At 72.9% G+C, this 17,560-nt stretch carries 17 protein-coding genes and 2 tRNA genes; 7 read left to right on the forward strand and 12 right to left on the reverse strand.

The window, feature by feature from the left end; genetic code table 11:
• The first annotated feature begins 141 nt into the window (after positions 1-141).
• The 5 genes from DQ238_RS18515 (at position 142) to DQ238_RS18535 (ending at position 4,611) form a co-directional block, all read left to right on the forward strand.
• Positions 142-1,665: a dolichyl-phosphate-mannose--protein mannosyltransferase gene (locus DQ238_RS18515; protein ID WP_113782725.1), complete on the forward strand. Its 1,524-nt coding sequence runs from the start codon at positions 142-144 to the stop codon at positions 1,663-1,665.
• A 42-nt stretch (positions 1,666-1,707) separates the two neighbouring features.
• A complete protein-coding gene (locus DQ238_RS18520; RefSeq protein WP_233496093.1) occupies positions 1,708-3,000 on the forward strand; it encodes an MFS transporter in 1,293 nt (430 codons plus the stop codon).
• 56 nt (positions 3,001-3,056) lie between these two features.
• Positions 3,057-3,881: an enoyl-CoA hydratase/isomerase family protein gene (locus tag DQ238_RS18525; protein WP_113782727.1), complete on the forward strand. Its 825-nt coding sequence runs from the start codon at positions 3,057-3,059 to the stop codon at positions 3,879-3,881.
• 149 nt (positions 3,882-4,030) lie between these two features.
• Complete coding sequence (locus DQ238_RS18530) at positions 4,031-4,237, forward strand: hypothetical protein (protein WP_113782728.1); 207 nt, start codon at positions 4,031-4,033, stop codon at positions 4,235-4,237.
• Complete coding sequence (locus DQ238_RS18535; RefSeq protein WP_113782729.1) at positions 4,234-4,611, forward strand: type II toxin-antitoxin system death-on-curing family toxin; 378 nt, start codon at positions 4,234-4,236, stop codon at positions 4,609-4,611. The genes DQ238_RS18530 and DQ238_RS18535 overlap by 4 nt, the downstream gene beginning before the upstream one ends.
• Before the next feature lie 66 nt (positions 4,612-4,677).
• Here the strand turns inward: DQ238_RS18535 and DQ238_RS18540 are convergent.
• The 9 genes from DQ238_RS18540 to DQ238_RS18580 all read right to left on the reverse strand — a co-directional run bounded on the left by DQ238_RS18540 (position 4,678) and on the right by DQ238_RS18580 (position 13,088).
• Positions 4,678-4,751 (reverse strand) — tRNA-Ala (locus DQ238_RS18540).
• Between the two features lie 15 nt (positions 4,752-4,766).
• Positions 4,767-5,666 (reverse strand): sugar phosphate isomerase/epimerase, encoded by a 900-nt coding sequence (locus tag DQ238_RS18545; protein WP_158550837.1) that lies wholly within the window; start codon positions 5,664-5,666, stop codon positions 4,767-4,769.
• 8 nt (positions 5,667-5,674) lie between these two features.
• Entirely contained in the window at positions 5,675-6,457 is a 783-nt protein-coding gene (locus tag DQ238_RS18550; RefSeq protein WP_113782731.1) for an SDR family NAD(P)-dependent oxidoreductase, read from the reverse strand.
• Positions 6,458-6,534: 77 nt separating this feature from the next.
• Entirely contained in the window at positions 6,535-7,515 is a 981-nt protein-coding gene (locus DQ238_RS18555; protein WP_113782732.1) for a sugar ABC transporter substrate-binding protein, read from the reverse strand.
• Positions 7,516-7,637: 122 nt separating this feature from the next.
• Positions 7,638-8,627, reverse strand: a complete 990-nt coding sequence (locus tag DQ238_RS18560) for an ABC transporter permease (RefSeq protein WP_113782733.1) — start codon at positions 8,625-8,627, stop codon at positions 7,638-7,640.
• A gap of 1 nt (position 8,628) precedes the next feature.
• Positions 8,629-10,152 carry a sugar ABC transporter ATP-binding protein gene (locus DQ238_RS18565; RefSeq protein WP_113782734.1) on the reverse strand — a complete coding sequence of 508 codons (1,524 nt, stop codon included), beginning with the start codon at positions 10,150-10,152 and terminating at the stop codon, positions 8,629-8,631.
• Complete coding sequence (locus tag DQ238_RS18570; protein WP_113782735.1) at positions 10,149-11,210, reverse strand: zinc-binding dehydrogenase; 1,062 nt, start codon at positions 11,208-11,210, stop codon at positions 10,149-10,151. Before DQ238_RS18570 ends, DQ238_RS18565 begins: the two co-directional genes overlap by 4 nt.
• 22 nt (positions 11,211-11,232) lie before the next feature.
• On the reverse strand, positions 11,233-12,213 hold the full coding sequence (locus DQ238_RS18575) for a transketolase family protein (protein WP_113782736.1): 981 nt from the start codon (positions 12,211-12,213) through the stop codon (positions 11,233-11,235).
• Entirely contained in the window at positions 12,213-13,088 is an 876-nt protein-coding gene (locus tag DQ238_RS18580) for a transketolase (RefSeq protein WP_199506442.1), read from the reverse strand. Before DQ238_RS18580 ends, DQ238_RS18575 begins: the two co-directional genes overlap by 1 nt.
• A gap of 493 nt (positions 13,089-13,581) precedes the next feature.
• On the opposite strand from DQ238_RS18580, the gene DQ238_RS18585 reads away from it, so the two are divergent.
• Positions 13,582-15,081: an aldehyde dehydrogenase family protein gene (locus tag DQ238_RS18585; protein ID WP_113782749.1), complete on the forward strand. Its 1,500-nt coding sequence runs from the start codon at positions 13,582-13,584 to the stop codon at positions 15,079-15,081.
• Between the two features lie 134 nt (positions 15,082-15,215).
• Complete coding sequence (locus DQ238_RS18590; protein ID WP_113782737.1) at positions 15,216-15,728, forward strand: MarR family winged helix-turn-helix transcriptional regulator; 513 nt, start codon at positions 15,216-15,218, stop codon at positions 15,726-15,728.
• Positions 15,729-15,838: 110 nt separating this feature from the next.
• Here the strand turns inward: DQ238_RS18590 and DQ238_RS18595 are convergent.
• The 3 genes from DQ238_RS18595 to DQ238_RS18605 all read right to left on the reverse strand — a co-directional run bounded on the left by DQ238_RS18595 (position 15,839) and on the right by DQ238_RS18605 (position 17,560).
• Positions 15,839-15,915 (reverse strand) — tRNA-Ala (locus DQ238_RS18595).
• 118 nt (positions 15,916-16,033) lie between these two features.
• Entirely contained in the window at positions 16,034-16,795 is a 762-nt protein-coding gene (locus DQ238_RS18600) for a hypothetical protein (protein WP_233496094.1), read from the reverse strand.
• 144 nt (positions 16,796-16,939) lie between these two features.
• Positions 16,940-17,560 carry a GNAT family N-acetyltransferase gene (locus DQ238_RS18605; RefSeq protein WP_113782738.1) on the reverse strand — a complete coding sequence of 207 codons (621 nt, stop codon included), beginning with the start codon at positions 17,558-17,560 and terminating at the stop codon, positions 16,940-16,942.

The following is a 17,560-nucleotide window of genomic DNA, read 5'->3' on the forward strand; positions in this document are numbered from 1 at the left end:
TCACGACGACTGTCGCAGGCCCGCCTGCAGGGGCCCGCCGGCCCCGTCCAGGGCACCGCCCTGAGCCTGCGAAGGGTGGGGAGGACGGGGTCCTTCTCCGAGCGCCGGGGGGCAGGCGGGTCCGTTCACTAATCTGACCCCATGGCGGTGCTGGCTCCCGAGCGCACGGAGCGGGAGCCGGGCGACGCCCGGGGGACGGCGGTGCGCCGCCGGCCGCCGCCCCGGCCGCGCCGTGACCGCACGCCGCCGCTGCCGGACGACCGCCGGCTGGCGTGGGTGCTCACCGCGGTGCTGGGCCTCGCCACGTTGGCCAGCCGGCTGTGGGACCTCTCCTACCCCCCGGACCTGCTCTTCGACGAGGCGTACTACCCGCCCGAGGCCCGCGAGCTGCTCGAGTGGGGTCACGAGTACAACCGCGGCTACACGTTCATCGTCCACCCGCCGCTGGGCAAGTGGCTGATCGCGGCCGGCATCCACCTGTTCGGCTACGACTCGTTCGGCTGGCGGTTGCCCTCGGCGGTCGCCGGCAGCGTCGCCGTCGTCGTCCTCGTCCGGCTGACCCGGCGGCTGACCGGGTCGACGGTGCTGGGGCTGGTCGCCGGGCTGCTGCTGGCCCTGGACGGGCTGTCGTTCACGCTGTCGCGGATCGGCCTGCTCGACGTCTTCCTGCAGGTCTTCGTCGTCTCCGCGGTGGCCTGCCAGGTGGTCGACCGGGACCGGGTCCGGGCGCGCACCAGGGCGGGCACGGCCGGCCCGGGAGGCTTCCGGCTCGGCCCGCGCGGGTGGCGGATCGCGGCCGGCTTCCTGTTCGGCTGCGCCTGCGCGGTCAAGTGGAGCGGCGTGTACTTCCTCGCCGCCTTCGCCGTCCTCTCGCTGTTCTGGGACCGCGCCGCCTGGCGCGAGGCCGGCGTCCCGCGGCCCGGCCTCACCGCCGCACGGCGCGGTCTGCCCGGGGCGCTGTGGGCGCTGGCGGCGGTGCCGGTGCTCACCTACCTGGCGAGCTTCACCGGGTGGTTCCTCGGGGAGACCTCGCAGGGCAGGGCCTGGGCGCAGCAGCACCCGGAGACGGCGTTCCCGTTCATCCCCGACGCGCTGCGTTCCCTGTGGCACCAGCACGCGGAGTGGCTGCGGTTCCACAACGGCCTGTCGACGCCGCACCCGTGGGAGTCGGGGCCGTGGACCTGGCTGGTCGACGGCCGGCCGATCCTGCTGTGGAACCCGCAGGGGCTCACCGGCACCGCCGGTGACCAGGTGGTCCGGTACATCCTCATGGTCGGGACGCCGACCCTGTGGTTCGCCTTCGCGCCGGCGCTGGTGTGGCTCGCCTGGCGCCTCGTGGCCCGTCGCGACCCTGCCGCCCTGGTCGCGGCCACCGCGATCGCCGCCGGCTGGGGGACGTGGTTCCTCAACCCCGAGCGGACGATGTTCGTCTTCTACACGGCGCCGGTGGTGCCGTTCTTCGTCCTCGCCGTGGTGCTGGTGCTGCAGGACGTGCTCGGCCGCCCCGACGCCGTGCCGTGGCGCCGCCAGATCGGGCTCGCCGGGGTGGCGCTGTACGTCGGCGTCGTGGCGGCGACCTTCGCCTTCTTCTACCCGGTGCTCACCGGCCAGCCCCTGTCGCACGCGGAGTGGCTCGACCGGATGTGGTTCCCGTCATGGTTCTGAGGGCTGGCGCGTCGGAATAGTTGGATAGTACAACTATAGGTCGTGTGCGTTTCCATGTTCCGGCAGCCCAAGGCGGTCTACGCCGTCGCCTTCGCCTGCGTGGTCAGCTTCATGGGCATCGGCCTGGTCGACCCCATCCTGCCGGCCCTGGCCGCCCAGCTCGACGCCACGCCGAGCCAGGTGACCCTGCTGTTCACCTCCTACCTGGTGGTCACCGCGGTCGCGATGCTCGGCACCAACTGGGTCTCCAGCCGGCTGGGCGCCAAGCGCACCCTGATCGCCGGGCTGGTGGTGATCGTCGTCTTCTCCGCCCTGGCGGGGTTCTCCGACACCGTCGGCCAGGTCGTCGGCTTCCGGGCCGGCTGGGGCCTGGGCAACGCGCTGTTCATCGCCACGTCCCTGGCGGTCATCGTCGCCTCGGCGGCCGGCGGGTTCGCCGGGGCGATCGTGCTCTACGAGGCGGCGCTGGGCCTGGGCATCGCCACCGGCCCGCTGCTGGGCGGGCTGCTCGGCGAGGTCAGCTGGCGCGGCCCCTTCTTCGGCGTCTCCGCCCTCATGGCGATCGCGCTGGTCGCCACCGTCGTCCTGCTCGACCCGACGCCGCGACCGGCCCGGCCCTCCTCCCTCAGCGCGCCGCTGAAGGCGCTGCGCCACCGCGGGCTGCTGACCATGAGCATCACCGCGCTGCTGTACAACTGGGGCTTCTTCACGATGATGGGCTTCGCGCCCTTCCCGATGGGCTTCTCGGCGATGCAGCTCGGCCTGGTCTTCTTCGGGTGGGGCCTCCTGGTGGCCTTCTTCTCCGTGATCGGCGCCCCGGCCCTGCAGCGCCGCTTCGGCACCGCGCCCGCGCTGTACGGGGCCCTGAGTCTGTTCGCCGTCGACCTGGTCGTCATGGCCATCGGGGCGGACGTCGTTCCCGTGCTCGTCGCCACCGTCATCGTCAGCGGCGCGTTCATCGGCATCAACAACACGCTGACCACGCAGGCGGTCATGCTGGTCGCCCCGGTCGAGCGGCCGGTCGCCTCCGCGGCCTACGGCTTCGTCCGGTTCCTCGGCGGTGGCCTGGCCCCCTTCGCCGCGGGCAAGCTGGCGGAGGCCGCGAACGTGCACGTGCCGTTCGCCGTCGGCGCGGTCGCTGTGGTCGCCGGCATCGCCGTCCTGTCCACCGGCCACCGGCTGCTCGCGCAGGCCGACGCCGGGCTCGACGAGGCCGGGCACGCCGCCACCGGGCACGGGCCGCTGGACGACGTCGCCGGCGAGGTGGCCGACGAGTTCGGCGGCGCCCCCGCCGCGATCGACAGCGAGGTGCAGGCAGACCGCGCCCGCGCCTGACCGCGCCGTCCTCCGTACGGTGACCCGGGGACCCCACCGGCACGGAGGAGACGGCCATGACACGCGCAGAGGGCACCAGCGCACGGGAGGCCAGCGCGCAGGAGCGACCGCGGGTGCTCACCGGGGCCGACGGCGACGTCTGGCGCATCACGCTGGACCGGCCCGAGGCCGGCAACGCCCTCGACCCGGCCATGGCCACCGCGCTCGCCGCCGCGCTGCGGACGCGCCCGCCGCACACGCGGGTGGTGCTGCTGCTGGGCAACGGGGAGCGGTTCTGCGTGGGCGGCGACGTGCGGGTCTTCGCCTCCGTGGACGACCCGGGCCGCTTCGTCGGTCAGCTGGCGCACGACTGGCACCAGGTCATCCGAGCGCTGCTGCACTGCCCCGTCCCGGTGGTCGCCGGCGTCCACGGTGCGGTCGCCGGCGCCGGCGTGGGGCTGATGGGCGCCTGCGACGTCGTCGTCTGCGCCCGCTCGACGAAGGTCCGGCCCGCGTACGGCGCCATCGGCTTCTCCCCGGACGGCGGCACCTCGTGGGCGCTGACCCGCGCGCTCGGTGCGCCCCGGGCGCTGGAGCTCATGCTGACCAACGGCGCGCTCACCGCCGCCGAGGCGCACCTGTTCGGCCTGGTCGCCCGGCTGGTGGACGACGGGGAGGTGCACGCGGCGGCGACCGCGCTCGCGCACGAGGTGGCCGCCGGGCCGGTGCGGGCGATGGTGCGCACCCGGGCGTTGGTCCGCCGGGCCGCCGTCCGCACCCTCGACGAGCAGCTGGACGACGAGGCGCGGCTGATCGCCGAGTCCGCCGCCGACCCGGAGGGCCGCGAGGGCGTCCGGGCGTTCGTGGAGCGGCGGCAGCCGGACTTCCGCGGCGCCCGCTGACGGCGGTCGCCCCACTCCCACCGGCCGGCGGGGGGAGCCGTGACGGGCACCGACCACCTGCGCCGACGAGGACGGCAGCGCCGCCCCGGGCAAGATCGACAGCGCATTCGCCCAGCGCAGGAACGTGATCCATGACCTATCCTCGCCGCATGTCCATGATCCTCCAGCTCACCGACGACGAGATGACGGCCCTGGACGCCCAAGCCGAAGCAGAACGCCGTCCGCCGGAGGACGTGGCCGCCGACGCCGTGCGCCAGTACGTGGCCCGCAATGCGCACCGCGCCCGGATCCACGCCGCGACCGCGCGGGTGGTCGACCGGTACGCCGAGGCCCTGCGCGAACTGGCCGACCGGTGATCTACCTCGACCCGGGCGACCTGTTCCGCATCGCCGAAGCGGCCACCGGCTCCGCGCCGGCCGTGCGCAATGCCGGCCTGATGGTGTCGAGCACTTCCCGACCGCAGCGATCGGAGTCCGGGAGGGACGCCTACCCCACTCTCCACGACAAGGCGGCCGCGCTGATGCACACGCTGCTGCGCAACCGCCCGCTGGGCGCCGGGAACGGGCAGCTCGCCTGGGCGGCGACCGCCGTCTTCCTCGACGCGAACGGGGCACCGCCCGGGCTCACCCAGCGCGACGCCGTCGACCTGGTGGTCGCGGTCGCCGACGGCACGATCGACGAGGTGGGCGTCATCGCGGAGCGGTTGCGGGGGTCGGACCCCGCGGGCTGAGCCCCGGATGGAGGTCCTCCGCCGGGCCGGGATCCTCACCGCCCGAGGGCGAGGAACCGCCGACGGTGGAGCTGAGGGGATTTGAACCCCTGACCCCCTCGATGCGAACGAGGTGCGCTACCGGTCTGCGCCACAGCCCCTGACCGAGGGCAAGCCTACCGTCCGGCCCCCGAGCCGGTGACGCCACCGTCGGGCTCCCCCGCGGCCGCCTCACCCCTGCGGACGACGTCGATCGCCTCCGCGGCGAGGGCCCGTCCGTCCGTGTAGGGCTCCCGCCAGATCGCGAGCAGGTCGCTCGCGACCTCCGACAGCACCGAACGGGAGAAGGCCTCCACGCCGATCCGCCCCCGGTACCCCGCCCTGATCGCCTCCCGCACGACCGCCTCCGCGTCGACCGACCCCGAGGCGAGGGGGCCGCGGCCGGACTGGCCGAGCTCGAGATAGCCCAGGACGGGCACGGCGGACCGGATCGCCCCCAGCATGTCGGCCTCCTCCACCGCCATGTGGAAGGTGTCCAGGTGCACCCGCAGGTGGTCCGATCCGCTGGCGGCGACGAAGTCGAGGGCCTGCTGGGCGGTGTTGACCAGCGCGGTCTCGTACCGGTTGAGCACCTCGAAGGTCATCGTGACGCCCCGGTCGTGGGCGTGGTCGGCGACCGCGCCCAGATGGGCCGCCGACCGCTCGAAGGCCTCCCGGGTCGACGTCGTCGCCGCCCGCCCGAACAGCCCGTACGAGACGCCGTTCATCTGGTCGCCCCCGAGGGCGACGGTGGCGTCGACCACCCGGCGCAGCGCCGCCGCCCCCCGCTCCTGCTCGTGCGGATCGGCCGAGGAGACGTCGGCGCCCGGCGCCTGTCCCGCGATCGTGATCGGCGAGAGGCCGGAGTCGCGGAACCGGGCGGCCCACCGCGCGAGCGGATCGGCCTCCGGGTCGATCGGGGGCAGGACGACGTGCGAGTAGCCGAGGTCGGCCAGCGCGCCGAGCGCCCGGGTCAGTCCCGGCTCGGCGAGGTCCGGGACCAGGACGTTGACGTGGCATGCGACGTCGACGGGCACGTCGACCCTCAGAAGACCGGCAGGTCGAGGCGCTGCTTGAACACCGAGTAGCCGTCATCGACGTGGACGACGGTGCCGTTGATGACGTTGGCCTCGTCGGAGGCCAGGAACGCCACGACGTCGGCGATCTCGCTCGGCTCGGTGAGCTTGTTGCGCAACTGCTCGGAGGCGAAGGTCGCCCGGAGCTCGGGGCTGAACTGGTTGATGATCGGGGTGCCCACCCGGCCGGGTGTGATCGCGACGACCCGGATGCCGTACTGCGCCAGCTCGTAGGCCGCCGACCGGGTGAAGGAGATGACGGCGGCCTTCGCCGCGCTGTAGGTGAACGCCAGCTCGGCCGCCTGCTCCCCGTAGATCGAGGAGGTGTTGATGATGACCCCGGGGGTGCCCTGCTTCCTGAACTGGCGGCCGGCGGCGAGGATCCCGTGGTACACGCCGTCCTGGTCGACGCGGATCATGGGCGCGTAGTCGACGGCCGGGTCGTGCTCGAGCAGGGGCTTGCCACCGGCGATGCCCGCGTTGTTGAAGATGACGTCGAGCTTGCCGAAGACGTCGACCGCGCGCTGCACGGCGGCCTCGACCTGGCCGAACACCGAGACGTCGACCTGGGCCGCCGCGGCGCGGCCGGCGTCTCCCCCGCCCTCGATCTCGGCGACGACCTTCTCGGCCCGCTCGAGGTCGATGTCGGCCACGAGCACCTTGGCGCCCTCGCGGATGAACGTGCCGACCGTCGCGTGGCCGATGCCGCTCGCGCCACCGGTGATGATCGCGACCTTGCCTTCCAAGCGCATGGGTCTCTCCTCGCTCTGTCGTGGGGTGGGGCCGGGGTGGCAGCGGGGGCGGGACGGCACCCGCCCCCGCTGCCCGCTCAGCTGTCGGTCGGCTTGATCTCGTTGACGTTGGCGCGGGTGACGAGGGTGACGTCGGTCTCGACGAAGTTCTGCTCCGGCAGGTCGCCGGTGTCGGCGTAGGTCTGCATGTCCTGCATCGTCTCGTCGAGCACGCCCGGCCAGTCCTGCACGACCGTCGCGTAGAAGGGACCGTTCTTCTTGATCTCCGCGAGGGCGATGCCGACCGCGTCGACGCCGGTCACGAAGATGTCGTTGCGCCCCGCCTCGTTGATCGCCTGCGTGGCGCCCACGGCGGCGTGGTCCCAGCCGACCCAGACCCCGTCGAGGCCCTCGGGGTTGGCCTGCAGGTAGTCGGTGACGAACTTCAGCGCCTCCTCCTGCGAGGTGCCGGGGCTCAGGACCTGCTTGATCTCGCCGCCGGCGATGGTGGCGCCGCCGTCGGTCAGCAGCTTCTCCGCCATGCGGCTGCGGGTGGCGATGCCCACGTGCGGGTCGTGGCCGATGACCATCACGTTCTTGCCCTGCAGGCCGCCCATCGCCTCCGAGAGCGCCCCGACGGTGAGGTCGGCGATCTGCTGCTGGTTGGTCGTGATGTCGACGACGAAGTCGTCGTTCGGCTCGACACCGCCGTCGATCGCGAAGATCGGGATGTCGGCGTCCTTCGCGGCGGTGACGATGGGCTGGATCTGGCGGGGGTCGGGGAACCCGGCCAGGATGGCGTCCACGCCCTGCGTCACCGCGGACTGCACGTCGTTGTTGATCTTGTCGTAGTCGAAGTCGCTCGTGTAGAGCGTGACGTCCCAGCCGAGTTGCTCGCCCCGATCGACGAAGGCGTCGAGCGTCGACTTGCCGACCGGGGTCCCGTACCCGGCGGTGAACGCCGCCACCTTGAAGGTGTCGCCGCCGCCGCCGTCGCCGCCACCCGAGTCCGAGCACCCGGCGAGGGCGAGGGCCGAGGCGAGGCCCAGACCGACGACCTTCGCGAACCGTCCGCGCATGCACCTACTCCTGTTCGTGATGACACTCCGTGACCTGACGGGGCACGACCTGACCGAGGCACGACCTGACGAGGCATGACCTGACGAGGGGGTGCGCCTCTGCGCTTGCGACCGGGTCGGGGCTACCGATCCCGGGACTTGAGGGCCGACAGCGTGACGGCGGCGATGATGATGATCCCGGTGAGCACCTGCTGGAAGTACGTGCTCACACCCACGATGTTGAGCCCGTTGCTCATCACGCCGATGATGCCGACGCCGACGAGCGTGCCGCCCACGTTCGCCGCGCCGGACCGCAGGATCGTCATGCCGAGGAAGACCGCGGCGACGGCGAGCAGCATGTAGTTGTTGGCGCTCGTCGCGCTCGCGCTGCCGAGGCGGCTGACGAGGATGATGCCGCCGATCGCGGAGAGGAACCCCGCGACGGTGAACGCGAGGAACCGTGCCAGCCGCACGTTCACGCCGGACAGGCGCGCCACCTCCGCGCTGCCGCCCACGGCGTACCACCGCCGGCCGAGCGTCGTGAAGCGCAGCACGACCCAGACGGCCACGGCGACGATCACCGCGAAGAAGATGGGCAGCGGGATGCCGAAGGGCCGGCTCTGCCCGATCGAGAAGAAGCTCTCGGGCATGCCGTAGAGCGTGGTGCCGCCCGTGACGATGAACGCCAGACCGCCGACGGAGGTGAGGGTCGCCAGGGTGGCGACGAAGGCGGACAGGTTCATGTAGGCCACGAGGACCCCGTTGACGACGCCGACGAGCGTGCCGACGACCAGCCCGGCCAGGATCGCCAGCGGGATCGAGGTGCCGTCGCCCATCAGCGCGGCGGCGGTCGCGCCGGCGAGGGTCGCGGTCACGCCCACCGACAGGTCGAAGTCGCCCACGACCATGACCACCGTCTGCGCCGCCGCGATGATCGCGAGGATGGCGATCTGCGCCAGGATGTTGCGCACGTTGCCGAAGCTCAGGAAGGCCTCGGGCCGCAGCGCGCCGAACAGGATGATCAGCGCGATGAGGGCGAGGACCGTCCCGGCCTGCCACAGGTGCTGGGAGAAGGGAGTGCGCTCGGTCGCCGCCGCGGGCGCCACCGCCGCGGGCGCTTCGGTGCTCGCCATGTCAGGCGGTCCTTCCGTAGCAGTAGGAGAGGAGGGTCTCTTCGTCGGCGTCCGCGGCCGGGACCTCGCCGGAGACCCGGCCCTCGTGCACGACCACGATGCGGTCGGACAGCCCGATGAGCTCCGGCAGCTCGGAGCTCACGGCGATGACCGTCGTCCCGTTCGCGGCGAGCCGGCGGATGAGGCGGTAGATCTCCGCCTTGGTGCCGACGTCGATCCCGCGGGTCGGTTCGTCCATGAGCAGGACCCTGGGCCGGCGGCTGAGCATCTTGGCGAGGACGACCTTCTGCTGGTTGCCGCCCGAGAGGTGGCCGACCGCCTGGCGCGGCCCCCGCGCCTTGATCTGCAGGTCGGCGAGCGCCGAGCGGGCGATCTTCGCGATGGCCCGGTTGGACACCCACCCCGCCCTGCTGACGGCGGGCAGGTTGGCGACCGCGATGTTGTCCTGGATGGAGTCGCCCAGGATGACGCCCTGGCTGCGCCGCTCCTCGGGCACCAGCGCGATCCCCGCGTCGAGGGCGCGGCCGACCCCGAGCGAGTGCGGGAGCTCGTGGCCGGCGACGGTGATCGCCCCCGACACGCGCTTCTGCGCCCCCGCCAGCAGTCGCAGCAGCTCGCTGCGGCCGGAGCCGGCGAGCCCGCCGATGCCGAGCACCTCGCCCGCGTGCGCGCGGAAGGACACGTCGGCCACCCGAGAGCCGGTGAGCCCGCTGACCTCGAGCACGACCTCGCTCGTCGCGGTGTCCCGCGCCGGGTACAGCAGGCCGTGCGGGCGGCCCACCATCGTGGAGATGACCTCGTCGATGGTCGTCTCCGCGATCGGCTTGGTCACGATGGTCTCGCCGTTGCGCATGATGGTCAGCCGGTCGCAGAGCTCGAAGACCTCCTCGAGGCGGTGGGAGACGTAGACGATGGCGACGCCCTCGTCCCGCAACCGGCGCAGCACGGCGAACAGGTCGGTGATCTCGGTGTCGGTCAGCGAGGCGGTCGGCTCGTCGAGGATGAGCACCCGGGCGTCGGTCGCCAGCGCCCGGGCGACGGCGACCATCGTCTGCTGGACCGGGGAGAGCTCTCCGGCGAGCTTGCGCAGCGGGATCCGCTGGTTGAGCCGGGCGAGCTGCTCACCCGCGCGCTGGTTGAGCGCCCGCCAGCTGACGACACCGCCGCGGCTCGGGGTCTCCTCCCCCAGCAGGACGTTCTCGGCGACGCTGACCGTCGGCACGATCGACAGCTCCTGGTAGAGCGCGACGACACCCGCGCCGTGCGCCGCCCGGACGGTGGAGAAGCGGACCTCCTCGCCGTCGCGCCGGATCTCGCCCGAGTCCGGGGCGACGAGGCCGGTGACCACCTTGATGAGCGTCGACTTGCCCGCACCGTTCTCCCCGAGCAGGGCGTGGATCTCCCCCCGCCGCACCGACAGGCCGGCGCCGCCCAGGGCCAGCACGCCGTCGAAGTGCTTGACGATGCCGGCGGCCTCCAGCGCCGGGGGCGCCCCGACGACGCCGGGCTGGAGCGCGGTGGTCACCGCTGCGCCCCATCGACGTCGTTGCACCGGATGAGCACCTTCGGGTGCGCCCCGCTGACGTGCGCGGCGAAAGCCTCGACCGCCTGGTCGAACGGGAAGACGGTGCCGGTCAGGGCCTCGAGGTCCAGCGACGGCAGGAGCTGCACGGCGCGGGGGAAGGCGTAGGGCGACACGAACACGCCGGTGAGGGTGAGCTCGCGCAGGTAGAGGTACTCCGAGAGGTTCAGCGGCATCTCGAAGTCGTGCGGGTACATCGCGCCGTAGACGACGGTGCCGCCCTTCGCCGCGAGGTCGAGCAGCCCGCGCACCGCCCGGGGCGAACCCGACGCGTCGACGACCACGTCGTAGCCGCGTCCCCCGGTGATCTCGGCCGCCCGCGCCGCCTGGTCCTCGCCGATCGGGTCGATCACGTGCTCGGCCCCGGTGGCCAGCGCCATCTCGCGGCGGTCGGCGATCGGCTCGATGAGGGTGAGCGAGGTGGCGCCGTGCAGCCGCATGACCTGCAGCGCGAGCTGCCCGATCGGACCGCCGCCGCAGATCGCCACCCGGTCGCCGACCCGGAGGGTGCTCTTGTCGGCGATGCGGACGGCGACCGAGGTGGGCTCGAGCAGGCACCCGTGCCGCAGGCTCACCGAGTCCGGCAACCGGTAGACCTGCGACTCGTGCCAGGTCACCGTCTCGGCCATCCCGGGGCGGTTGTAGTCCGCGATGTTCTCGCAGAACTGCTGGCGCCCGTCCCGGCACGGCCCGCAGCTGCCGCAGAACCGCAGGAAGTTGCCGGCGATGCGGTCGCCCACCCGGATCCCGGTGCGGACGCCGTCGCCCACCGCCTCCACGACGCCGGAGAGCTCGTGGCCGAGGCCGATCGGCACGTCGGTGCCGAAGAACCCCTCCGCCAGGTGCGGGTCCGACCCGCAGATCGCCGCGTAGGCGACCCGGATCCGGACGTCCTCGGGCCCGAGCGGCTGGTCGGGCAGGTCGACGATGCCGATCCGGCCGCGGGCGGAGTCGTCCGGGTCGCGCAGGCTGCCGATCTTGGTGACCGCGACTGTTCTCATCTGGACCTCCGTCGGGCGCTGGTCAGTGCGAGGAGGGCCACGACGGCTGCGCGATCACCCGGCGGGTGGCGGCGATCGTCGCCCCGAGCCCGTAGCCGTGCTTGTCGCGCAGCTCCTCGTCGTCGCCGAACCCGGCGTACACCTGCGGGATGCCGAGCCGCTCGAAGGCGGTGAGGTGGATGCCGCGGTCGGCGACGACGTCGGCGATCCGGGTCGCCAGCCCGCCGTAGGCGAGGTGGTCCTCGAGCACCACGAACCGGCCGTGGGTCTCGTCGGCGCACTGGGCGATGAGGTCCTCGTCGATCGGCTTGAGGGTGAACACGTCCACCACCCGCACCGAGCGGCCGTCCGCGGCGAGCTCCTCGGCCGCCTGCAGCGCCTGGGCCACCACGGTCCCGTGCGTGAAGATCGTCGCGTCCGTGCCGTCCCGGGCGACGATGCCCTTGCCGATCCGCACGTCGTGCTCGCCGGGCTCGTAGAGCACCACGTCCTGCTTGCCGACGGCGAGCCGGATGTAGATCGGTCCGCGCATGGTCATCGACTGGCGCAGGACCTCGCCGACCATGAGCGGGTCGCCGATCGACGTGACGGTCATGTTGGTGAGGGCGCACATGAGCGCGAGGTCCTCGACCGCGTAGTGCGTCGACCCGCCGTTGCCGACCAGACCGCCGTGCGTGCCGATGATCTTCACCGGCAGGTTCGGGTAGCAGACGTCCGAACGCACCTGCTCGAGCGCCCGCATGCTGAGGAAGGGCAGCATGCCGGACACGACCGGGATGTTGCCGTCGTAGGCGAGGCCGGCGGCGATGCCGACGCAGGCCTGCTCGGCGAGGCCGACGTCGAGGAAGCGCTCGGGGTACTTCTCCCGGAACTCCACGAGCGTGGCGCCGATGTCGGGGGTGAGGACCCAGAGGTTGTCGTGGGTCTCGCCGAGCTCGGCCAGGGTCGACCCGATCACCGACCGGGCCGACAGCATCTCGCCGAAGGTGAACGTGACCGGCATCAGACCGTCTCCTCCCGGGAGGCCTCGAGGGCCGCCATCGCCCGTTCCAGGTCCGCCGCGCCGAGCGAGCCGGCGTGCCAGGCGAGGTTGTGCTCCATGAAGTCCACGCCCTTGCCCTTGACCGTCTCGCAGACGACCACGGTCGGGCGGTCGCTGTCGGCCGGCGGCAGCTCGTCGATGGCCTTCACCAGAGCGGCCATGTCGTGTCCGTCGATCTCGACGACGTTCCAGCCGAAGGCGCGCCACTTGTCCGGGTACGGCTCGAAGACGACCCGCTCCTCCGTGAAGCTGGTCATGAGCTGGCGGTTGCGGTCGATGAAGGCCACCAGGTTGCCGAGCTCGTTGCTGCGGGCGGCCATCGCGGCCTCCCAGACCGAGCCCTCGCCGGTCTCGCCGTCGCCGAGCAGGCAGACCACGCGGTGGCTCTCGCCACGACCCCGGGCGGAGAGCGCCATGCCGACGGCGAGGGGGAGGCCGTGCCCCAGCGACCCGGTGGACGCCTCCACGCCGGGCAGCTGGACCTTGCACGGGTGCATGCCGTACGCGCTGTCGAGCTTGCCGTAGGTCTCGACGATCCCCTCGTAGGAGAAGAAGCCGCGCATCGACATGGCGATGTACATGCACACGGCCGCATGCCCCTTGCTGAGCAGGAACCGGTCGCGGCGCGGGTTGCTGATGTCGTGCGGATCCACGCGCAGCCCGTAGTGGAACAGCGCGGTGAAGATGTCCGCCGCCGACAGGTCCCCGCCGATGTGCACGGCCCCCTCGTAGGTGCCGCACAGGTGCAGCAGCTTGGACCGCAGCTCGAAAGCCCTGTCCTCCAGCTCCGTCACGGAGGGGCGGTCACCCGTCAGCCAGGCGGCGTCGTCTCGCACCAGAGGCCTCCTCGTTGATGACAGTGGAATCCGGCTGCAGCCGGTCGTGTCGCGTCGACTCGTTGGTCCGCCCTGGCGGCCGCTCGGGGAGCCGGTGACGTGCGCCACAGTAGCAGCGGACCCTTTACATGTAAACACCCTCGGCGGAACGCTTTACAGGTAAATCGGCCCGGCTCATACTCCCTGGACATCGAGGCACGGCGGGCGTCGAGGCACGGGGGCGCCGTCAGCCGAGTCGACGCGGGCTCACCGGCGACCACTCACGGTGCGTGTCGGGGTTGCCGGGGTCTCGCCGAGCACCTCGCCGAGGCGCGGCGAGGCCGGGGCCGGCTGACCGACGGACGGCACTCGTCGCCACCGAGACCGCGAGCGATCCACGGCCGGACCGGGACCTGCGACCCCGGCGCCGCCGGCGCAGGACCGGATGCCGCCCGGCACCCCGGACGACGAGGGACGACACGAGAGACCGAAGACACGAGAGGTGGCGATCGGCATGACGGACACGGTGAGCACGACGGCTCCGGTGACGACGGGGCTCTACATCGGCGGGCAGGTGCGGTCGACGGCGGACACGCTCGAGGTCGTCGACCCGGCCCGGCCGGGCGTCGTCGTCGGCTCCGCGGCCGCGGCGACCACGGAGGACGTCGCCGACGCCGTAGCGGCGGCCAAGGGGGCCTACCCGGCGTGGTCGGCGCTGTCCGCCCAGGAGCGGGCGGCCCGCATGGCCGCCGCCATCGAGGGCATCGCCGACGACCGCGACGAGGACGCGCGGGTGCTCTCGCTGGAGAACGGCAAGATCCGCACGGAGGCGTGGGTCGACGCGCTGGTCTTCGAGATCCGGTGGCAGCTCGCCCTGTCCCTCGCGGACGAGGTGGAGCAGACCAAGGTGCTGCCGCCCGCCCCGGGGATCCCCGTCCAGACCACCGTCGCCCACCAGCCGCTCGGCGTGGTGACCGTCATCGTGCCGTTCAACTGGCCGATCGCCATCCTCGCCGCGTCGCTCCCCCACGCGCTGCTCGCCGGCAACACGGCGATCGTCAAGCCGCCGCCCTCGGCGCCGCTGGCGACGACGCGGCTGGTGCAGCGCGTGGCGGAGAAGCTGCCCCCGGGCGTGCTCAACGTGGTGACCGGCCGGGACAGCGAGATGGCCGGTCTGATCGACGACCCCGACGTGGCGAAGGTCTGTTTCACCGGCAGCGTGAACGGCGGCAAGCGGATCATGGAGATGGCCGCCCGCAGCCTCACCCGGGTCACCCTGGAGCTGGGCGGCAACGACCCCGCGATCATCCGCGAGGACGCCGTCCTCGACGACGACCACCTCGACCGCCTGTTCGGTGCCATCTACGACAGCACCGGCCAGATCTGCATGAACGCCAAGCGGCTCTACGTCCACCGCTCGCGCAAGGACGAGCTCGTCGACGGGCTGGCCCGGCGACTCGAGCAGGTCGTCCTCGGTCACGGTCTGGCCGAGGGCACCACGATGGGCCCCCTCCACCAGGCCGCGCAGAAGGCGTTCGTCGCGGAGATCATCGAGGAGGCGAAGGCCGCCGGGGCGACGGTGCTGGAGTTCGGCGAGCTGCCGGACGGCGAGCTCGCCGGCGGGAACTTCCTGCGCCCGGCCATCGTCGTCGACCCCGACCCGTCGCTGCGCGTGGTCACCCAGGAGCAGTTCGGGCCGGTGGTCCCGGTGATCCCGTTCGACGACGACGCCGAGGCGGTGCGGCTGGCCAACGACAGCTGGGGCGGGCTGTGCGCCTCCGTCTGGACCGCGGACGACGACAGCGCCAACCGGCTGGGGAGCCAGCTGGAGTGCGGCTACGTGTGGGTCAACGACCACGGCGCCGCGCGGCTGGACCTGCGCGCCCCCTTCGGCGGCATGAAGCAGTCGGGCATGGGCCGCGAGCAGGGCATCGAGGGCGTCCGCGCCTTCCAGGACACCCGGTCGATCGCGCACGCCGCGGACGAGACCGAGCAGGCCGGGGCCTCGGCCTGACGCCACCGTCGGGGCCGGCGGGGCGCTCCCCCGCCGGCCCCGACCGGTGTCTGGCTATGCTCGCGGACGGTCCAGAGTCGTATTCCAGTGGTACTGGGGCCACGCCGCACACCGCCCCGATGGAGGAGTCGACGATGGAGCTGCCGCCGGATGCCATCCCCACGCCCATGCCGACCGTGATCGACAGCGAGGACTTCACGCCGCGCCTGCTGTCCCTGCTGTCGAACAGCCTGGTGTGGCGCGAGTCGCGCGCTCTGCGCAAGCGCTTCGGTCTGGGCACCAACGACTGGCGCGTCATCTCCGCCATCGCCATCCGGCCGGGCGTGACCGCGAGCGAGATCTCCGAGTTCATCGCGGTGAACAAGGCGATCGTGTCCAAGAGCGTGGGTGTGCTCACCGGTCGCGGGCTCATCGTGCAGGTGGAGGACACCGGCCGGTCCCGGCAGCTGTTCCTGACGGCTGCCGGCGCCGAGATGCACGACGCGATGCTGCCGATCTCGATGCGCGGCCAGGAGATCATCCTGGCCGACCTGTCGGCGGAGGACGTGGTCCGGCTCAACCAGCTGCTGCGCCGACTCCTCAGCCGTGTGCGCGAGCTGCAGGTCGAGGACGCGCTGGACGAGCCCGGGGACGCCGAGCTGGCCTGAGCCGTCGGCAGCCGCCACCCCGCACCATCGATGGGGATCACCGACCACAGGCCCGTGGGACGTGGCGACGTCCCGGGACACCGGTGGAGGGGTGTCCCGGGACACGACACTGGTGGAGCTGAGGGGATTTGAACCCCTGACCCCCTCGATGCGAACGAGGTGCGCTACCGGTCTGCGCCACAGCCCCTGACCACCGGCCAGCCTACCGTCCACGCGTCCCGGCGCCGCCACGGGGTGGCCCTCCTGCACGGCCCCGTCCCGGGTCCTGCCCCGAGCCTGCGAGGGGAGAGGAGGACGGGGCCTCTTCAGCCGTTGACGACCCGGCGGGGCTGGTAGACGTCGATGTCGGCGAAGCCGATGTCGTCGTCGTCCAGGCCCACGACCGCGCTGTCCTGCCAGCCGGCCGGGGTGGCGGTGCGGGCGGCCACGACCCGGCCGGGACGCAGCGGGTGCACCGGGGCCAGCGGCAGGCTGGGGTGCGGCAGGCCGCCGGTGTGCCGGGAGACCTCCTCGACGACGGGAGCCTCGGCGACCACGCCAGCCGGTCGGGGCGCGGGCGCCGGGCGCTCGGCGGGCCGGGCGACCGGCTGGCGCGGCGTGGGCCGGGCGGCCGGCTGGCGCGCGGCGCGGGCGGCGGCCCGGACGGCCCGGCGGGCGGCCAGCCGCTCCCGGCGTGCGGCAGCCCGCAGCACCAGCAGGTAGGCGACGACCGCGAGGTCGAGCACGCCCTGCACGATCCACAGCCAGGGGCTGTAGATGATCGCCCCGACCAGGGCCAGCAGCGTGAGGGCGACCAGGCCGGCCAGGGTGCGCCGGCGGACGGCGTGCACGTCGACCCGCAGCTCGCCGGAGGTCCGCAGCGCCGCCCGGTCGACGGCCACCCGCTCGGTCTCGGCGTGGACCGTGGGGTCGACGGCCCGGCGGCGCTGCAGCGTCCGGCCGGAGTCGGCCGACCCGACCCGTGCCGACCGGGAGTCACCCCGGGTCACCACCATGGGCACCAGCACGACGAACCAGAGCACGACCAGTGCGGCCAGCAGCACGCCCGATCCCATCCAGAACACCACCCGTCACAAGAGTCACCCGCTCGGCGAAGCTACGGCCTGGACCTCCCCGTTCGAGGGAGGCGCGCGGGCGTGTCACTGATGTGTCGTGTGACTGGAGTGTCCTGATCGCGGCGTGTCGACACGGCGTCACCGGCCGCGGCGCGGTCAGCGTGGTATACGGGTACGCCAACGGCCGAGGACGCCGTCGGGCGGGTCCTCGGCCAGCAACGCGAAGGTGTCGTGGTCGCGCCAGGTCCCGTCTATGTCCAGATAGCGGCGCAGCAAACCCTCGTGGCGGAAGCCGAGCCGCTCCACCAGCCGCCGGCTGGGCCCGTTCTCCGGGCGGATGTCGGCCTGCAACCGGTGCAGGCGCACGGCGCCGAACGCGTGGTCGCAGACCAGCGCCACGGCCAGCGAGGCCATCCCCCGACCGGCCACCGCGCGGTCGATCCAGTAGCCGAGGTTGCCCGAGCGCAGCGCCCCGCGGACGACGTTGTCGATGGTCACCTGGCCGGCCAGCCGCCCGTCGACCCGGACGACGAACGGCAGCGTCACCCCCATGGCGGCCCGGCGCAGCACCACCCGCCGCATCGCCCGGTAGGCCGCGGGCGTGTGCCGGCCGGCCCACGGTGAGGACGCGGTCGGTTCCCACGGGGCCAGCCACGCCTCGTTGACCAGCCGCACCCGGCTCCACTCCTCGGCGTCCCGGCGGCGCGGCGGGTGCAGCTCGACCGGGCCCCAGGCCAGCTGGGCCGGCCAGCCGGGGTGCTGCGCGGAGTCGACCAC

The sequence above is a fragment of the Geodermatophilus sp. TF02-6 genome, assembly GCF_003319115.1.
Classification (GTDB): Bacteria; Actinomycetota; Actinomycetes; order Mycobacteriales; family Geodermatophilaceae; genus Geodermatophilus.

Excerpts from the sequence above, each read along its gene's own strand:
- DQ238_RS18530 (WP_113782728.1), top strand. The coding sequence starts at position 4,031 with ATGTCCATGATCCTCCAGCTCACCGACGACGAGATGACGGCCCTGGAC.
- DQ238_RS18550 (WP_113782731.1), bottom strand. The coding sequence starts at position 6,457 with ATGCGCTTGGAAGGCAAGGTCGCGATCATCACCGGTGGCGCGAGCGGC.
- DQ238_RS18585 (WP_113782749.1), top strand. The coding sequence starts at position 13,582 with ATGACGGACACGGTGAGCACGACGGCTCCGGTGACGACGGGGCTCTAC.
- DQ238_RS18515 (WP_113782725.1), top strand. The coding sequence starts at position 142 with ATGGCGGTGCTGGCTCCCGAGCGCACGGAGCGGGAGCCGGGCGACGCC.
- DQ238_RS18555 (WP_113782732.1), bottom strand. The coding sequence starts at position 7,515 with ATGCGCGGACGGTTCGCGAAGGTCGTCGGTCTGGGCCTCGCCTCGGCC.
- DQ238_RS18560 (WP_113782733.1), bottom strand. The coding sequence starts at position 8,627 with ATGGCGAGCACCGAAGCGCCCGCGGCGGTGGCGCCCGCGGCGGCGACC.
- DQ238_RS18525 (WP_113782727.1), top strand. The coding sequence starts at position 3,057 with ATGACACGCGCAGAGGGCACCAGCGCACGGGAGGCCAGCGCGCAGGAG.
- DQ238_RS18575 (WP_113782736.1), bottom strand. The coding sequence starts at position 12,213 with ATGCCGGTCACGTTCACCTTCGGCGAGATGCTGTCGGCCCGGTCGGTG.
- DQ238_RS18570 (WP_113782735.1), bottom strand. The coding sequence starts at position 11,210 with ATGAGAACAGTCGCGGTCACCAAGATCGGCAGCCTGCGCGACCCGGAC.
- DQ238_RS18590 (WP_113782737.1), top strand. The coding sequence starts at position 15,216 with ATGGAGCTGCCGCCGGATGCCATCCCCACGCCCATGCCGACCGTGATC.